The sequence below is a fragment of the Cellulosimicrobium sp. KWT-B genome (assembly GCF_002127155.1).
Lineage (GTDB): Bacteria > Actinomycetota > Actinomycetes > Actinomycetales > Cellulomonadaceae > Cellulosimicrobium > Cellulosimicrobium funkei.
The window spans coordinates 295,490-312,240 of the sequence record NZ_NEDO01000001.1; the positions used below are offsets into that span (position 1 = coordinate 295,490).

Annotated in this window: 10 protein-coding genes; 2 read left to right on the plus strand and 8 right to left on the minus strand. The window is 72.5% G+C overall.

Annotation, left to right across the window (positions count from 1 at the left end; translation table 11 throughout):
• Positions 1–364: 364 nt before the first annotated feature.
• The 8 genes from B9L22_RS01345 to B9L22_RS01380 form a co-directional block, all read right to left on the minus strand.
• Positions 365–4,246, minus strand: a complete 3,882-nt coding sequence (locus B9L22_RS01345; protein ID WP_021479868.1) for a DNA-directed RNA polymerase subunit beta' — start codon at positions 4,244–4,246, stop codon at positions 365–367.
• Positions 4,247–4,362: 116 nt separating this feature from the next.
• Positions 4,363–7,875 (minus strand): DNA-directed RNA polymerase subunit beta, encoded by a 3,513-nt coding sequence (rpoB, locus tag B9L22_RS01350; RefSeq protein ID WP_021479867.1) that lies wholly within the window; start codon positions 7,873–7,875, stop codon positions 4,363–4,365.
• Between the two features lie 556 nt (positions 7,876–8,431).
• Complete coding sequence (gene rplL / locus B9L22_RS01355; RefSeq protein WP_024840305.1) at positions 8,432–8,824, minus strand: 50S ribosomal protein L7/L12; 393 nt, start codon at positions 8,822–8,824, stop codon at positions 8,432–8,434.
• Positions 8,825–8,937: 113 nt separating this feature from the next.
• The gene (gene rplJ, locus B9L22_RS01360; protein ID WP_024840304.1) at positions 8,938–9,468 is read right to left on the minus strand and encodes a 50S ribosomal protein L10; all 531 of its coding nucleotides are present in this window, start codon (positions 9,466–9,468) and stop codon (positions 8,938–8,940) included.
• Positions 9,469–9,737: 269 nt separating this feature from the next.
• Positions 9,738–12,305, minus strand: coding sequence for a CHAT domain-containing protein (locus B9L22_RS01365; protein WP_158097129.1), 2,568 nt, complete (start codon positions 12,303–12,305; stop codon positions 9,738–9,740).
• A gap of 14 nt (positions 12,306–12,319) precedes the next feature.
• Positions 12,320–14,107, minus strand: coding sequence for a S8/S53 family peptidase (locus B9L22_RS01370; protein ID WP_086148961.1), 1,788 nt, complete (start codon positions 14,105–14,107; stop codon positions 12,320–12,322).
• 145 nt (positions 14,108–14,252) lie between these two features.
• The gene (locus B9L22_RS01375; RefSeq protein ID WP_034653625.1) at positions 14,253–14,750 is read right to left on the minus strand and encodes a hypothetical protein; all 498 of its coding nucleotides are present in this window, start codon (positions 14,748–14,750) and stop codon (positions 14,253–14,255) included.
• Positions 14,747–15,382, minus strand: coding sequence for an RNA polymerase sigma factor (locus tag B9L22_RS01380; protein WP_034653623.1), 636 nt, complete (start codon positions 15,380–15,382; stop codon positions 14,747–14,749). Before B9L22_RS01380 ends, B9L22_RS01375 begins: the two co-directional genes overlap by 4 nt.
• A 354-nt stretch (positions 15,383–15,736) precedes the next feature.
• Here B9L22_RS01380 and B9L22_RS01390 point away from each other — a divergent pair, with 354 nt between their 5' ends.
• Positions 15,737–16,144, plus strand: a complete 408-nt coding sequence (locus B9L22_RS01390) for a DUF4383 domain-containing protein (protein WP_021483202.1) — start codon at positions 15,737–15,739, stop codon at positions 16,142–16,144.
• Positions 16,141–16,695: a hypothetical protein gene (locus B9L22_RS01395; protein WP_086148963.1), complete on the plus strand. Its 555-nt coding sequence runs from the start codon at positions 16,141–16,143 to the stop codon at positions 16,693–16,695. Before B9L22_RS01390 ends, B9L22_RS01395 begins: the two co-directional genes overlap by 4 nt.
• Positions 16,696–16,751: the final 56 nt, after the last annotated feature.

Genomic DNA, 16,751 nt, shown 5'->3' on the forward strand with positions numbered 1-16,751 from the left:
AGAGACGCTGCAGCAGCCACCTACCACCGGCTCGATGGTCCGGCTCCGGACCGTGGGCGCGAGGGCGCCACCAGGACCGGGATCCGGAGTGCCCGGGCACTCACATCGACCCGTCCGGAGACCGCCACGCGGCGGTGTGCGACGATCGCTCGCCCGCACCGTCCCGCCAGGGACATCACGGAGGGCCCGACGGCGCGGGCACGGTTTACCAGGCTACCTGCCACCCGGCAAGGAGTCAAAGGAGCAGGTCGCGAGGACGGCCGCTCCCCCGGGCTCGTCGTCGTCCCGCAGGAAGGACGACGACGGGTGCCCGCCGGCCACCGCGCACGAGGCGCGGCAGCCGACGGGCACCCGTCGTGGGACGTCAGCGGTAGTCGCCGAAGTCCAGGTCCTCGAGCGGGATCGCCTCGCCGGAGCCCATGCCGAGCGCCGGGAAGTCGATCTCGTCGTAGCCGAAGCTCGGGTAGAGCTCCGTCTTGGCCTGCTCGGTCGGCTCGACCTGGACCTTGGTGTACCGGGGAAGACCGGTACCGGCCGGGATGAGCTTACCGATGATGACGTTCTCCTTGAGGCCGAGGAGCGGGTCACGACGACCGCTCATCGACGCCTCGGTGAGCACGCGCGTCGTCTCCTGGAACGACGCGGCCGAGAGCCACGAGTCCGTCGCGAGCGACGCCTTCGTGATGCCCATCAGCTCCGGACGGCCGGAGGCCGGCTGGCCACCCTCCGCCACCGCGCGACGGTTCGCGTCCTCGAAGCGGCCGCGCTCGGCGAGCTCGCCCGGCAGGAGGTGCGAGTCGCCCGAGTCGAGCACGGTCACGCGACGCAGCATCTGCCGCACGATGACCTCGATGTGCTTGTCGTGGATGTCCACGCCCTGCGAGCGGTAGACCTCCTGGACCTCGTCCACCAGGTGCTTCTGCGTGGCGCGCGGGCCGAGGATGCGCAGGACCTTCTTCGGGTCCACCGCACCCTGGACGAGCTGCGTGCCGACGTTGACGTGGTCGCCGTCCTGCACGAGCAGGCGGGCACGCTTCGTCACCGGGTAGGCGATCTCCTCCGAGCCGTCGTCCGGCGTGAGCACCAGACGGCGCGAGCGCTCCGAGTCGTCGATCGCGATGCGGCCCGAGAACTCCGCGATGGGCGCCTCACCCTTGGGGGTGCGGGCCTCGAAGAGCTCCGTGACACGCGGCAGACCCTGCGTGATGTCGTCCGCGGAGGCGACACCACCGGTGTGGAAGGTACGCATCGTCAGCTGCGTGCCCGGCTCACCGATCGACTGGGCGGCGATGATGCCGACCGCCTCGCCGATGTCGACGAGCTTGCCCGTGGCGAGCGAGCGCCCGTAGCACTTGGCGCACGTGCCGACGCGCGACTCGCACGTGAGGACCGAGCGGACCTTGGCCTCGCGGACGCCCGCGGTGACCGCGGCGTCGATGAGGACGTCGCCCGCGTCGTCGCCGGCCTTGCCGACGACGTTCCCGTCGGGGTCGACCAGGTCGGCCGCGAGGGTGCGCGAGTAGACGCTCGTCTCCACCTTCGGGTGGCGCACGAGCTTGCCCGCGAGCTCCTCGGCGATCGGCAGGGTCAGGCCGCGCTCGGTGCCGCAGTCCTCCTCGCGGACGATGACGTCCTGCGACACGTCCACGAGACGACGCGTGAGGTAGCCCGAGTCGGCGGTCCGCAGCGCGGTGTCCGCCAGACCCTTGCGGGCACCGTGCGTCGCGATGAAGTACTCGAGGACGGACAGGCCCTCGCGGTAGTTGGACTTGATCGGGCGCGGGATGATCTCGCCCTTCGGGTTCGCCACGAGACCGCGCATACCGGCGATCTGACGGACCTGCATCCAGTTACCACGCGCACCCGAACCGACCATGCGGTACACGGTGTTGCGGTCGTTCGCCTCGAGGTTCTCGCGCATGACCGACGCGACCTTGTCCGTCGCCTGGGTCCAGATCTCGATGAGCTCCTGACGGCGCTCGTCGTCCGTGATGAGACCACGGTCGTACTGCTGCTGGACCTTGAGCGCGCGCTCCTCGTGCTGCTCGAGGATGACGGCCTTCTCCTTGGGCGTCGCCACGTCGGAGATCGCGATCGTGACGCCCGAGCGGGTCGCCCAGCGGAAGCCGGCGGCCTTCAGCGCGTCGAGCGACGCCGCGACCTCGACCTTCGGGTAGCGCTCCGCGAGCTCGTTGACGATCGCCGAGAGGCGCTTCTTGTCGACGACCGAGTTCACGTACGGGTAGTCGACGGGGAGCGTCTCGTTGAACAGCGCGCGACCGAGCGTGGTGTCGAAGAGGATCGGCTGACCCTCCTCCCAGCCCTCGGGAGCCTCGAAGCCGGAGACCGGCGGGACGAGGTCCGTCGTGCGGATCTTCACCCGGGCGTTGAGGTCCAGGGTGCCCTGGTCGAACGCCATGATGGCCTCGGCCACCGAGCCGAACGCACGACCCTCGCCCTCGGCGCCCTCGCGGTCGCTCGTCAGGTGGTACAGACCGATGATCATGTCCTGCGAGGGCATGGTCACCGGACGGCCGTCCGACGGCTTGAGGATGTTGTTGCTCGAGAGCATGAGGATGCGGGCCTCGGCCTGCGCCTCGGCGCTCAGGGGCAGGTGGACGGCCATCTGGTCACCGTCGAAGTCCGCGTTGAACGCGGCGCAGACGAGCGGGTGCAGGTGGATCGCCTTGCCCTCGACGAGCTGCGGCTCGAACGCCTGGATGCCCAGGCGGTGCAGCGTCGGTGCACGGTTGAGCAGCACGGGGTGCTCGGTGATGACCTCTTCGAGCACGTCCCACACGACCGGGCGGGCACGCTCGACCATGCGCTTCGCGCTCTTGATGTTCTGCGCGTGGTTGAGGTCCACGAGGCGCTTCATGACGAACGGCTTGAACAGCTCGAGCGCCATCTGCTTCGGCAGGCCGCACTGGTGCAGCTTGAGCTGCGGGCCGACGACGATGACCGAACGGCCCGAGTAGTCGACGCGCTTGCCGAGCAGGTTCTGACGGAAACGACCCTGCTTGCCCTTGAGCATGTCCGAGATGGACTTGAGCGGGCGGTTGCCCGGGCCGGTGACCGGACGACCACGGCGGCCGTTGTCGAACAGCGAGTCCACGGCCTCCTGGAGCATCCGCTTCTCGTTGTTGACGATGATCTCCGGCGCGCCCAGGTCGAGGAGACGCTTGAGGCGGTTGTTCCGGTTGATCACGCGGCGGTACAGATCGTTGAGGTCGCTCGTCGCGAAGCGGCCACCGTCGAGCTGCACCATCGGGCGCAGGTCCGGCGGGATGACCGGGACGGCGTCGAGCACCATGCCCGTGGGCGAGTTCGTCGTGGTGAGGAACGCGTTGACGACCTTGAGGCGCTTGAGGGCACGCGTCTTGCGCTGGCCCTTGCCCGAGCGGATGGTCTCGCGCAGGGACTCGGCCTCCGCCTCCAGGTCGAAGTCCTGGAGACGCTTCTGGATCGCCGCGGCGCCCATCGAGCCCTCGAAGTAGGTGCCGTAGCGGTCCTGGAGGGCGCGGTACAGCATCTCGTCGCCCTCGAGGTCGGCGACCTTGAGGTTCTTGAAGCGGTCCCACACCTGCTCGAGACGGTCGAGCTGGGCGTCGGCGCGCTTGCGGATCTGCGCCATCTCGCGCTCGGCCGAGTCGCGGACCTTGCGGCGCGCGTCGGCCTTGGCACCCTCGGCCTCGAGCTCGGCCAGGTCGGCCTCGAGCTTCTGGGCGCGGGAGTTGATGTCGTTGTCGCGGGCGTCCGCGATCTCCTTCTTCTCCAGGTCGATCTCGTTCTGGAGGTTCGGGAGGTCCTCCTGGCGACCCTCCTCGTCGACCGAGGTGATCATGTACGCCGCGAAGTAGATGACCTTCTCGAGGTCCTTCGGGGCGAGGTCGAGCAGGTAGCCGAGGCGCGAGGGCACGCCCTTGAAGAACCAGATGTGCGTGACCGGCGCGGCGAGCTCGATGTGGCCCATGCGCTCACGACGCACCTTCGAGCGCGTCACCTCGACGCCGCAGCGCTCGCAGATGATGCCCTTGAAGCGCACGCGCTTGTACTTGCCGCAGTAGCACTCCCAGTCCCGGGTGGGGCCGAAGATCTTCTCGCAGAAGAGTCCGTCCTTCTCGGGCTTGAGGGTGCGGTAGTTGATGGTCTCGGGCTTCTTCACCTCACCGTGCGACCACGCACGGATGTCGTCGGCCGTGGCCAGGCCGATACGCAGCTCGTCGAAGACGTTGACGTCGAGCAAGTTGTCCTACTTCCTTCGCCTGCCGGGACCGGCCGTGGCCGGCCCCGACGCCAAAAAGACGGTTGGTGTGGGGGTCGTCGGTGGGAGCGGGGTGACCCGCTCCCACCTGCCCGAGATCAGATCTCGTCGACGCTGGACGCCGCGTTGGGGCGGCGCGACAGGTCGATGCCGAGCTCTTCGGCTGCGCGGTACACGTCGTCGTCCGACTCCCGCATCTCGATGGACACGCCGTCGCTCGAGAGCACCTCGACGTTCAGGCACAGCGACTGCATCTCCTTGAGGAGGACCTTGAAGGACTCCGGGATGCCCGAGTCGGGGATGTTCTCGCCCTTGACGATCGCCTCGTAGACCTTGACGCGACCGGGCACGTCGTCCGACTTGATCGTGAGGAGCTCCTGGAGCGTGTAGGCCGCGCCGTACGCCTCGAGGGCCCACACCTCCATCTCGCCGAAGCGCTGACCGCCGAACTGCGCCTTACCACCGAGCGGCTGCTGGGTGATCATCGAGTACGGGCCGGTCGAGCGCGCGTGGATCTTGTCGTCGACCAGGTGGTGGAGCTTGAGGATGTACATGTAGCCCACCGACACGGCCTCGGGGAACGGCTCGCCGGAGCGGCCGTCGAAGAGGCGCGCCTTGCCGTCGGCGCCGACCATGCGGTCGCCGTCGCGGTTCGGGATCGTCGTCGAGAGCAGGCCCGTGAGCGCGTCCTCGTGGACGCCGTCGAACACCGGGGTGGCGACGGGACGGCCCGGCTCGGACGTCGCGGCGATCTCCGGGACGTTCTCCCGCCAGGAGAGGTCCTTGCCGTCGGCGAGCGAGATGTCCCAGCCCTGCTTCGCGACCCACCCGAGGTGCGTCTCGAGGACCTGGCCCACGTTCATACGACCGGGGACGCCCAGCGGGTTGAGGACGACGTCGACCGGCGTCCCGTCCTCGAGGAACGGCATGTCCTCGACGGGCAGGATCTTGGAGATGACGCCCTTGTTGCCGTGACGGCCGGCGAGCTTGTCGCCGTCCGTGATCTTGCGGCGCTGCGCGATGTAGACGCGCACGAGCTGGTTCACGCCCGCGGGCAGCTCGTCGCCGTCCTCGCGGTTGAACTCGCGCACACCGATGACCGTGCCGGACTCGCCGTGAGGCACCTTGAGCGACGTGTCGCGCACCTCGCGCGCCTTCTCGCCGAAGATCGCGCGCAGGAGGCGCTCCTCCGGGGTCAGCTCGGTCTCGCCCTTCGGCGTGACCTTGCCGACCAGGACGTCGCCCGCGCCGACCTCGGCACCGATGCGGATGATGCCGCGCTCGTCGAGGTCCGCCAGGACGTCCTCGGAGACGTTCGGGATGTCCCGCGTGATCTCCTCGGGGCCGAGCTTGGTGTCGCGCGCGTCGACCTCGTGCTCCTCGATGTGGATCGAGGAGAGCACGTCGTCCTGCACGAGACGCTGGCTGAGGATGATCGCGTCCTCGTAGTTGTGGCCCTCCCACGACATGAACGCCACGAGGAGGTTGCGGCCGAGCGCGAGCTCGCCCTCGTCGGTCGCCGGGCCGTCCGCGAGGACGGAGCCGGGCTCGACGCGCTGGCCCTCGTCGACGAGCACGCGCTGGTTGTAGCTCGTGCCCTGGTTCGAGCGGCGGAACTTCGCGATCCGGTAGCTGCCGGTCGTGCCGTCGTCGTTCGCGACGAGCACGAGGTCGGCCGAGACCTCGGTGACGACACCGGGCTTCGTCGCGACGACGACGTCGCCCGCGTCGACGGCCGCGCGCCACTCCATGCCGGTCCCGACGAGCGGGGCCTCGGAGCGGACCAGCGGCACGGCCTGGCGCTGCATGTTCGCACCCATGAGGGCGCGGTTCGCGTCGTCGTGCTCGAGGAACGGGATGAGCGCCGTCGCGACCGAGACCATCTGGCGCGGCGAGACGTCCATGTAGTCGACCTGCGCGCCGGGGACGATCTCGACCTCGCCGCCCTTGGTGCGCACGAGCACGCGCTCGTCCGCGAAGGAGCCGTCGGCGTTGAGCGTCTGGTTCGCCTGCGCGATGACGTGGCGGTCCTCGTCGTCGGCCGTGAGGTAGACGACCTCGTCGGTCACCTTGCCCGCCGTCACCTTGCGGTACGGCGTCTCGATGAAGCCGAACGGGTTGATGCGCCCGTACGACGCGAGCGAGCCGATCAGACCGATGTTCGGACCCTCAGGGGTCTCGATCGGGCACATGCGGCCGTAGTGCGACGGGTGGACGTCACGGACCTCCATGCCGGCGCGGTCGCGCGACAGACCACCCGGGCCGAGGGCCGAGAGACGACGCTTGTGCGTCAGGCCCGCGAGCGGGTTGTTCTGGTCCATGAACTGCGAGAGCTGCGACGTGCCGAAGAACTCGCGGATGGACGCCACGACCGGGCGGATGTTGATGAGCGTCTGCGGCGTGATCGCCTCGACGTCCTGCGTCGTCATGCGCTCGCGCACGACGCGCTCCATCCGCGACAGGCCCGTGCGGACCTGGTTCTGGATGAGCTCGCCGACGGCGCGGATGCGGCGGTTGCCGAAGTGGTCGATGTCGTCCGTCTCGACGCGCACCTCGACGGCCTCGCCGTTGCGCGTGCCCGGGATGCTCGCGTGGTCCGCGTGCAGCGCCGCGAGGTACTTGATCGTCGCGACGACGTCCGAGACCGACAGCGTGGAGTCGCTGAGCGGCGCGTCGATGCCGAGCTTCTTGTTCGCCTTGTAGCGGCCGACCTTCGCGAGGTCGTAGCGCTTCGGGTTGAAGTAGAAGTTCTCGAGGAGCGCGCGGCCGGCCTCGACCGTCGGCGGCTCGCCCGGGCGGATCTTGCGGTAGAGGTCGACGAGCGCCTCGTCCTGCGTGTGGACGTGGTCCTTCTCGAGCGTGTCGAGCACGGACGGGAAGTCCGCGAACTGCTCGCGGATCTCGGACTCCGTGAGGCCGAGCGCCTTGAGCAGCACGGTCACGGACTGCTTGCGCTTGCGGTCGACGCGCACGCCGACGGCGTCGCGCTTGTCGATCTCGAACTCGAGCCAGGCACCGCGCGACGGGATGATCTTCGCGGAGAAGATGTCCTTGTCGCTCGTCTTGTCGGCGGCGCGCTCGAAGTAGACACCGGGCGAGCGGACGAGCTGCGAGACGACGACGCGCTCGGTGCCGTTGATGATGAACGTGCCACGCTCGGTCATGAGCGGGAAGTCGCCCATGAAGACCGTCTGGCTCTTGATCTCACCGGTGTTGTAGTTGACGAACTCCGCGGTGACGAACAGCGGCGCGGCGTACGTGAAGTCCTTCTCCTTGCACTCGTCGGCCGTGTACTTCGGCGGCTCGAAGCGGTGGTTGGAGAACGACAGCGACATCGAGGACCCGAAGTCCTCGATCGGGGAGATCTCCTCGAAGATCTCCTCGAGACCCGACGTCGAGGGCACGTCCTGGCGCCCGGCCTCGGCCGCGGCGGCGACGCGCGCCTGCCACGCCTCGTTGCCGAGCAGCCAGTCGAAGCTCTCGGTCTGGAGGCCCAGCAGGTCGGGGACCTCGAGCGGCTCGAAGATCTTGGCGAAGGAGAGGCGACGCGATGCGGTGCGGTTCGCGATGGCGTCGGCGGACGGAGCAGAAGGGGTGCGCGAGGCAGCCAAGAGGGGTCCTTCCCTGCAGATCGAAAGAACGCTGCACCGGCCGGGCTGGACACGATCACCGCCGCCACGACACCTCGCGGACGCGCACGTACGTCGTCGAGGGGGTCGGGGGTATATGAGATCGGGGGCACAGGACAGCGCAAAGCGTGAGCATACCCCAAGAAGGCGTCGCCACACAACCTCGGGGCACACTCCCCCGCCCGGCCCCGGGCGCTGCGCGCCTCGCCGGTACTCGCACGGGCCTCGTCGCCCGTCCTCCGGCCCGCCGTGCGGGCCCTCAACCTGCTGCTGTCGACCTCGCTGTCCTGCGTCGTCGACCCGCACATGGTGGCACACTCGTGGCCGTTCCGTGAAGCCGGTGCGGCGACGCCGTCGGATCCCGGTCGCCCCGGGACGCCGCGCGACGTCGCGCGACGCCGCGCGACGCCGCGGTGCCGCCCCCGGGCCCTCCTGCCCGCCCGGCGCCGCCGCCGGGGAACGACGAGGCCCGCACCCCGGGCGGGGTGCGGGCCTCGTGCGGCGTGCGACCGGTCCCGTCAGGACGGGACCGGTGCGATCACTTGAGGGTGACCGTGGCGCCGGCGCCCTCGAGGGCAGCCTTGGCCTTCTCGGCCGTCTCCTTGTTCGCGCCCTCCAGGACCGGCTTCGGGGCACCGTCCACGAGGTCCTTGGCCTCCTTCAGGCCGAGGGACGTGAGCGCGCGCACCTCCTTGATGACCTGGATCTTCTTGTCGCCGGCAGCCTCGAGGATGACGTCGAACTCGTCCTTCTCCTCCTCGGCCGGGGCGTCGCCACCGGCGCCACCCGCGGGGGCGGCGACCGCGACGGCGGCGGGGGCGGCGGCGGTGACCTCGAAGGTCTCCTCGAAGGCCTTCACGAACTCGTTGAGCTCGATGAGGGTGAGGCCCTTGAACTGCTCGATGAGCTCGTCGGTGCTGAGCTTCGCCATGATGGCGTTCCTTTCGGTCGGTGCTCGGCAGCGGCCCGGGGCGGGCCTGCCAGAAGCGGGGTGTTGTGCTTGCGCTGCGTCGATCGCGGGACCGGGCGAGCCCGGTCACGGGATCAGGCGGCAGCGCCCTCCGATTCCTGCTTCTGACGCAGGGCATCGATGACGCGGGCGGCCTGGGCGGTGTTCGCGGTGAAGACGTAGGCAGCCTGGAAGAGCTTGGCCTTCATCGCGCCGGCCGCCTTGGCCAGCAGGACCTCGCGGGACTCGAGGTCCGCGAGCTTCGTGACCTCCGCGGCGGTCAGGGGGCGCCCGTCGAGGACACCGCCCTTGATGACCAGCGCGGGGTTCGCCTTGGCGAAGTCACGCAGACCCTTGGCTGCCTCGACCGGGTCCCCGGTGACGAAGGCGATGGCCGAAGGACCCTGCAGGTCGGCGTCGAGTCCCTCGACACCGGCCTCCTTGGCCGCGATGGCGGTCAGCGTGTTCTTCACCACGGCGTAGGTTGCGTTGCCGCTGAGCGACCGACGCAGCTGCTTGAGCTGCGCGACGGTGAGCCCGCGGTACTCGGTCAGCACGGCAGCGTTCGAGTCGCGGAACTTCTCCGAGATCTCGGCGACTGCGGCTGCCTTGTCCGGCCTCGCCATGGCAATCCTTCCGGTGGTGGTACCACCGGCGTCCGTCCCCGGAACGAGAAAGAGCCCCGCGCAGGCGCGGGGCTCGCAGTCGCACGCGCGGCGGGGCCGGGCGGACGTCGTCGATTCGCTACCTGCGCTGGCCTCCACCTCGTGGGCGGGACTTCGGTCCGTCACGTCCTGCAGACGGAGTCTGCGGGCAGCGTCGGACGACCGGCGGTCTTGGGTACACGTTCATCGTACGGGACGACGGCGCGTGCTCCAAACCGCGGCCCGTGCCGTCAGAGCACCAGCGGGCCGAAGCAGACCAGCGGTACCGGCTCGGGCTCGTCGGCGACCGCCCGGGCGAGCGCCGTCCCCGGCATGGCGCCGTCGCGCAGCTCGGCGTGGAGCGACGGCATGACGCGCGCCGCGACGTCGTCGCGCAGCGGGGCCACGCTCGCGATCACCGCGCGGGCGCCGAGCCGCAGCAGGACGCTCGTCAGGCCGAGCGACTCGCCGCCGATGCGCGGCGTCGAGAGCCCCACCTCGCACGCCGACAGCACGACGACCACGCCGTGCAGGTCGGTCCCGTCGAGCTCGTGCGCGAACAGCGGCCCGTCGGCGAGCCGCAGCGACGAGAACAACGGGTTGTCGGTCTCGTGCGTGCCGTGCGCGGCCAGGTGCACGACCCCCGCGGTGCGCAGCCCGTCGACGACGGCCTCGCACGTCGCCGCCTCCCCCGCGAGCGCCTCGGCTCCTTCCCAGACGGACGCGACGAGCTTCGCCTCGGCGCCCGAGAAGCGCAGGCCCGGTCCGGCGACGACGAGCGCCTCGTCCGCCCGGCGCACCGGCTCGCCGACGCGCAGGTCCACCCACGAGTTCGCCCACGTGCGCAGCCCGCGCCGGGACGGCAGCGAGGCCCACGGCAGCGCGAGCAGCAGGTCGCGCGCGGCGACGTGGAGGTCGCCGTCCGCCTCGAGCGGGACGACGAGCGCGTCGTCGAGCGCGGCCAGCGTCCGGGACAGCGAGCCGACGGCGGCCTCGCGCATGGGGACCGGGATGAGCACGTTCGACAGGACCGCGAAGTCCGCGCGCGCACGGCGCACCTGCTCGGCGACCGCCGCGCGCGACGCGAGGCGCACGAGCCGGGAGCCCCGGGCGCTGACGCGGACGGCGAGCACGTCGTCGCCGTCCAGCATGAGGTCGGCCACGACCGCGTCGGACCCGGCGTCGGCCAGCGTGGCGCGCAGCCGCCGCTCCGACGCGGGGACCGGGGCCGCGGCCCCTCCCCCGTGCTGCCAGGAGCGTCGTCGTGCGTCGTCCTGGAGGCGCCGCGCCGCCTGGAGGTGGTCCTGCCGCCGCGCGAGGCTGGCCGCGTCCGAGGGCGCCCCCAGCGCGCGGGCCGCCTCGACCTCGCGCCGGGCGGCGGCGAGGAGGTCCGCGAGGACCGGGTCCGCGGGCGGGCGCACGCGGCCCGTCCCGGCGAACGCCGCCCGGCCACGCTCGACGGCGTCGAAGATCGTCCCGGGGCGCCGGGTGCGCAGCGCCGCCTCGACGTCGACGTTGCCGAGCCGCACGCCGTGCACCGCGGACGCCGTCACCGCGTCCACGGACCCCAGCCGCGCGCGGTGGTCCGCGAGCGCCGCCTGGCCGCGCCGCACGGCGCGGACGCCGGCACGCCGGTCGCCCGCCACGAACGCGAGCTGCGCGAGGACCGCCTCGTGCTGGAGCCGGACGGGGAGCGGCGCGCGGCCGAGCCGCGGAGGCACGGCCCGCAGGACCTCCTGCGCCCCGCGCACGTCGCCCGCGGACACGAGCCACTCGACGGCGAGGAGCTGCGCGGGGACCTTGATCCCGAGACCCGAGACGCTGCCCAGGGTCTCGCCGTCGTGCGCGAGGTCGAGCGCCCACGTCGCGTGCCGGCGGGCACGCGCCGGGCCCACGGGTGTCGCGCGGTGCTCGGTGAGCGCCGCCTGGAGCTCCGCGACACGGGCGCGCAGCATCCACGGCCTGTTGCCGAGGCGGTCGAACCGGCGCGACGCCGAGCGGGCGAGCCGCCGCGCCTCGGCGTACCGCCGCAGGCCGAGCACGACGCGCGACCGGACCAGCTCGACCTCCGCGAGGTCGCGCAGCATGCGGTAGCGGGAGAGGTGCTCGCGCGCCTCGCTCAGCGCCTCGTCCGCCTCCGTGAGCAGTCCGGCGTCGAGCAGCACCTGCGCGCGGTCGATGAGCCCGACGGCGGCGTGCCGGTCCGGCGCCTGTGCCGCGGCCTCGTCCATGGCGCGCAGGGCGACCGGCAGGTCGCCGCGCAGGTACTCCGCGTACCCGAGGTTGTGCCGGGCCTTGGACACCAGGAGCTCGTCCCCGAGCGCGGTGGCCCGGTGGACGGCGTCGTCCAGGTCGCGGCTCGCCCCCTCGGCGTCTCCGAGCTCGAGGCGCAGGGAGCCGAGGTTGAGCAGCAGGACGGCCGCGTCGAGGGGGCGCGCGTCGTCGATGACCTCGGCCGCCGTCTCCATCTCGTCCAGCGCGGCGGAGACGTCGCCGGTCCGCAGCCGCAGGAGCCCGCGCTGCGACCGTACGACGAGAGCCAGGTCGCGCCTGGCCAGCGCGGCGCCGCGCGCCTCGACCTCGGCGAGCCGTTCGTAGGCGCCGTCGACGTCGCCCGTCAGCTCGAACTCGGCGAGCGCGAGCCCCAGCAGGGCGCGCGCGGCCAGGTAGGCGTCGTCCCGGCTCGCGCCCTCGCCCGCGGCGTCGACGTCCTGGACGATCTGCGCGAACGCGCGGCTCGCGCGCCGGTGCTGGCCGCGCGCGTTCACGGCCTGCGCAGCGGCCAGCCGGACCTCGAGCACCTCCCGGCCGCTGCGCACCACCGCTCATCACCTCATGCGTCGTCACCCGGGGTCGGGACCAGACCCGTCGCCAGGGTAATGGACGGCCACAGCCAGGCGCAGCGGTCCGGCGCGCCCTGGCCGGGCTCCAGGACGCCCGGGTCCGTCGGGTCGTCGGCGATCCGCTCGAGCAGGGACGCCGCGAGCTCGCCCGCGAGGACGGGCGCCGCGAACGACGTTCCGCTCCACGTCGCGAACCCGCCCTGGAACCCCTCGGGGTCGATCGTGGCGCGGAACCCCGGGCCCCAGAGCTCGGGGACGTGGCGCGAGGGCGCGACGGCGCCGTCGATCGTGCGCGGGATCGTGGACACGAGGGCCGCGCCCGGGCGGGTGCACGTGATCCAGGGGCCGTCGTTGCTGAAGAGCGAGACCGTCCCGTCGGGGTTCTCCGCGCCGACCGTGAGGACCGGCGGCTCGTCGAGGAGCAGCGTCACCCCCTCGAGCGGCACGGGCGGCTCCGCCTTCCGGTTGATCCGCGGGGCGAACGCCGCGGGGTAGGTCGGGCGGGTCTGGCCGTCGTTGCCCGACGACACCACGACGACGACGCCGTACCGGCGCAGCGCGCGGATGAGCGCCCCGAACGGGGCGTCGAAGTCCGCGTCCTCCGGGCGCTCGTGGTAGTACCCGAGCGAGAGCACGAGGACGTCGATCGGCGCGTAGCCGTCGTGACCGGACAGGCCGAGCACGTGCCACAGGAGCACGCGGCGCAGCGTCCGCAGCAGGTCACGCTCCGGCACGATGCCCGACCCGCCGTAGAGGCGCGGGGCGAGGATGACGGCGTCCGGGCAGAGCTGGTGCACGAGGCCCGCGATGAAGGTCCCGTGGCCTGCGACCGGGTCGAGCGGACCGGTCAGGGGCGAGACGGACACGCCGCCGATCTCCGGGTCCTCGTACGGGTACTCCGTCGGCGGCAGGGTCGACAGCGGCTGACCGAGCAGCTCGGGGTCGCGCACGACGATCGTGCCGCGCGTCTCGAGGTCGTCGTCGAACCACGGGTGCTTGCCGACGCCGGTGTCGAGCACGGCGACGACAGGACGGCGGACGCCGTCGCCCGCGACCCACGGCGTGTCGCCCGCGGGCAGCGCGCGGCGCGGCACGGGCCCGATCCAGCTCACGGGCGTACGGCCGCCCGAGCCCGGCAGGGAGTACTCCGCGGTGCCCGCGAAGGGGTGCGGCTGCGTGTAGGGGTGGGGCTGGGTGTACGGGTGCGGCTGCGTGTAGGGGTGGGGCTGGGTGTACGGGTGCGGCTGCGTGTACGGGAACGGCTGGGTGTACGGCTGGCCGCCGATGAACGGGGTCGGCGCGACCATGTGGTCGAGCGCGAGCCGCGGGCTGTGCCGGTCGTCGGGGCACAGCCGTCCGCGCAGCTCCTCGACGAGGTGCCAGGCGTCCGGGAGCTGTCCCTGGGCGTCGTCGCGGTAGCGCAGGCGCACGGAGTAGCCGAACGTGCGGAGCAGGTCGGTCGTCGTCTCCGGGTCGAGGCCCGCCTCACGGACGAGCTCGGCGTCGTCGATGCTCTCCTGCTGCACCTCCACGCGGAGGCCGAGCCGCTCGGCCGCGCGCTCGAGCCACCGCAGCGAGCGGTTCCCCTCGCGGTCGAACGGCGACTCGGGGATGAGGATGCGGTCGCCCACGTACCAGGTCGGGTGCGGGGACTGCTGCCCGGCGCGACGCTGCGCGGCGACCGGGTCGATCGTGCGGGTGCGCCACTGGAGCCGGCTCGGCCGGTCGCCGAAGAAGCCGGGGTCCGCCGCGGCGGGGGGTTCAGGGGTCTCGCTCACGTGCTCCTCCTCGGGAGATGACGTTCGTCCGGTGCCGCGCGCGTCGTCGTCGACGGGCGGCCGCCCGCGCACCGCTGCGCGGGGAAGGGTTGCTGGTGGTGGTGCGGTCGGTGGGCCGCGGGCGTCGCCCGCGGCCCACCGGGTGCTAGAGCTCGACGACCGGCGTGCTCACGGCACCGCCGGCGCCGTCGGCGCGGCGGACCACGAGGCTCGCCGGGCCGCGGTCGACGGCCTCGAAGACGAAGCGGCCGTCGTCGTCGCTCGTCGTCTCGCTCACCACGCCGGGGCGGTGCAGCTCGACGCGCAGCGCCGTCGCGGGGGCGGCCCAGCCGTCGATGCGGATGCGGCCGTCGTCCGTCGGGGACAGCGAGATCATCACCGTGACGGACTCGGACGTGAACGTGATCGTGCGCGCCTCGACGGGCGGCGCGTCGCCGCGCACGGACGTCGCGGGGGCCTGGACGTACTCCAGCTCCATGACCTCGGCCTCGAGCCCGGCGAGCGTGATCGCGAAGAGCGACCGCTCGACGAGGCCGTCCGGGACGGGGTCGATCTCCTCGGCGATCCGCGCGAGGTCGGCCAGGAGGGCGAGGTCGACGGCGTCGAGCGGCTCGTCGGGGCTGTGCGTCGGCTCGGTGCTCATGATGCTTCCCACGGTTCCCCCTGGTCGTCGATGATGTCGCGCAGCTTGGCGAGGCAGCGGCCCCGCGTGGAGCCGATGCTCCCGACGGGCATGCCGATGGCGGCCGAGATGGCCTTGTAGTCCGGACGGTCGGCGAGCGACACGAGGTGCAGGAGCTGGCGGCAGCGTTCCGGCAGCCGGTCGAGCGCGGCCCAGAGGGAGCGGTCGCGCTCGTTGCGGAGCACCTCGACGTCCGGCGTCGGGTCGCCCGACGGGAGCTCGGGGACGCCCTCGTCGGTGTCGTCCGGGAGCTCGGTGCGCCGTCGGGCCTCGTCGCGGTGCTTGCGCACGGCCTCCCAGGCCGCGCGCTTGGCCGTGATGAGCAGCCACTTGAGGACGGCGTGCGGCTCCTTGATGGTCATCGCGTTGCGCACGAGCGCGACCCACACCGTCTGGACGAGGTCGTCGGCCTGCTCGCGCTCGACTCCCTGCGCGCGCACCGTGTGCCACAGGAGGGGGGACGCCTCGCGGACGAAGTCCCCGAGCGCCTCCGGGCGGCCGTCGCGGTACTCCAGGAGCGCGAACGCGCCCCGGTCGCCCAGGCTGAGGCCCGGTTCGCCGGTGTCGGCCACCTCGTCGGTCGTTCTGGTCATGGGGCGCACTGTCCTCGGCACGCTCGTCCGGTCAGGCATCAGCGGGGGGTCCCCGGAAGCGCCTGATTCTACGGCCGGGCCGGTGGGGTCGACAACCATCGTCACTGGTCACACCCCTCCCGGCTCGTGCGGTTGCGTCGCATCTCGTCCCTCCGGCACACGGGCGGGAGCGTCTGGTCGGCGCTCCTCCACCCGGACGAGAGGGGCGGACCGCCCGTCTGATACATCGCGGTCGGTTCCGTCCGGAGCGATCCCGGTCCGAGACCCGCACCGGCGGACCCGTCCGGATCGCGCACCGCTCCGAACCCGGGGCGACGCGCGGAGAGGCCGCGCGACCACCGAGCGGAGACCACCATGACCTCGTCCCCGAACCGCCTGCTCGCAGCCGTCTTCGGCACCGTCTACCTGCTGGTCGGCCTCGCCGGCTTCGTCGTGACGTCGGGGGTCGGCTTCGCCGCCACCGAGGGCCGCAACCTCCTGCTGTTCGAGGTGAACCCCCTGCACAACATCGTCCACCTCGGCATCGGGGCGGCGCTGCTGCTCGCGTCGCGCAGCGTCCGGGCCGCGCGCGGCACGAACGTCGCGATCGGCGCGGTGTACCTCCTCGTCGGCGTGGTGGGGCTGTTCCTCGTCGACACCGGCGCCAACATCATCGCGCTCAACGGCGCCGACAACGTGCTGCACCTCGCCAGCGCGCTGCTGCTCCTCGGCGTCGGGCTCGCCGCGGACCGCGAGGACGCGGGCCGCGCCGTCACGGCATGACGACGCCCGTCCCGACCCGCCGCGTCGGCGCCGCGCTCGCGCTGCTCGGCGCCGGGATCGTCGACCTCGGGCTCGTCCGGGGCGCGTTCCCGGCGCCGTCCGGCCTGCTCGCGCTGGCCACCGGGGCCGGGGAGCTCGTCGTCGCGCTCGTGCTCCTCGCCCGCGGACCGCGGCCCGGGCGCCCGACGGCGGTCCCGCGCGCCGGGATCGCCCTGCTCCTCGTCGCGACCGTCGCCGGGGTGGCCGTGCCCGTCGCGTCCGGCGTGCCGCTCTCCGCGGGTGCGGCCGCCGCGGCCGCCCTGCGGGTCGCGACGGCGTGCGTCCTCGCCCGCCCGGCGCGCGTCCCCGCCGACGGCCCGCCGCCGCGCGCCGGGGCGCGGCTCGTCGCGCTGTTCTCGGTGTCCGTCGTGGTCGCCGCCGTCGCGACGTTCGGTCTCGGCGGGACCGACGCCGCGCGGCACGCCGTCCCGCACGGGTCCCACCTGCCCGCCCTGGGGCACCTGCCGGGGCACGGCGCGGGCCACGACGGCGGGCCCGGCACCGCGCCGTGAGGGCGCGACGGCGGCTGCGCCCGGAGCGGCGCCACGCCTCCCGGAGGGTACGAGTT

Excerpts from the sequence above, each read along its gene's own strand:
- B9L22_RS01390 (WP_021483202.1), top strand. The coding sequence starts at position 15,737 with ATGACCTCGTCCCCGAACCGCCTGCTCGCAGCCGTCTTCGGCACCGTC.
- rplL (WP_024840305.1), bottom strand. The coding sequence starts at position 8,824 with ATGGCGAAGCTCAGCACCGACGAGCTCATCGAGCAGTTCAAGGGCCTC.
- B9L22_RS01375 (WP_034653625.1), bottom strand. The coding sequence starts at position 14,750 with ATGAGCACCGAGCCGACGCACAGCCCCGACGAGCCGCTCGACGCCGTC.
- B9L22_RS01380 (WP_034653623.1), bottom strand. The coding sequence starts at position 15,382 with ATGACCAGAACGACCGACGAGGTGGCCGACACCGGCGAACCGGGCCTC.
- B9L22_RS01395 (WP_086148963.1), top strand. The coding sequence starts at position 16,141 with ATGACGACGCCCGTCCCGACCCGCCGCGTCGGCGCCGCGCTCGCGCTG.
- rplJ (WP_024840304.1), bottom strand. The coding sequence starts at position 9,468 with ATGGCGAGGCCGGACAAGGCAGCCGCAGTCGCCGAGATCTCGGAGAAG.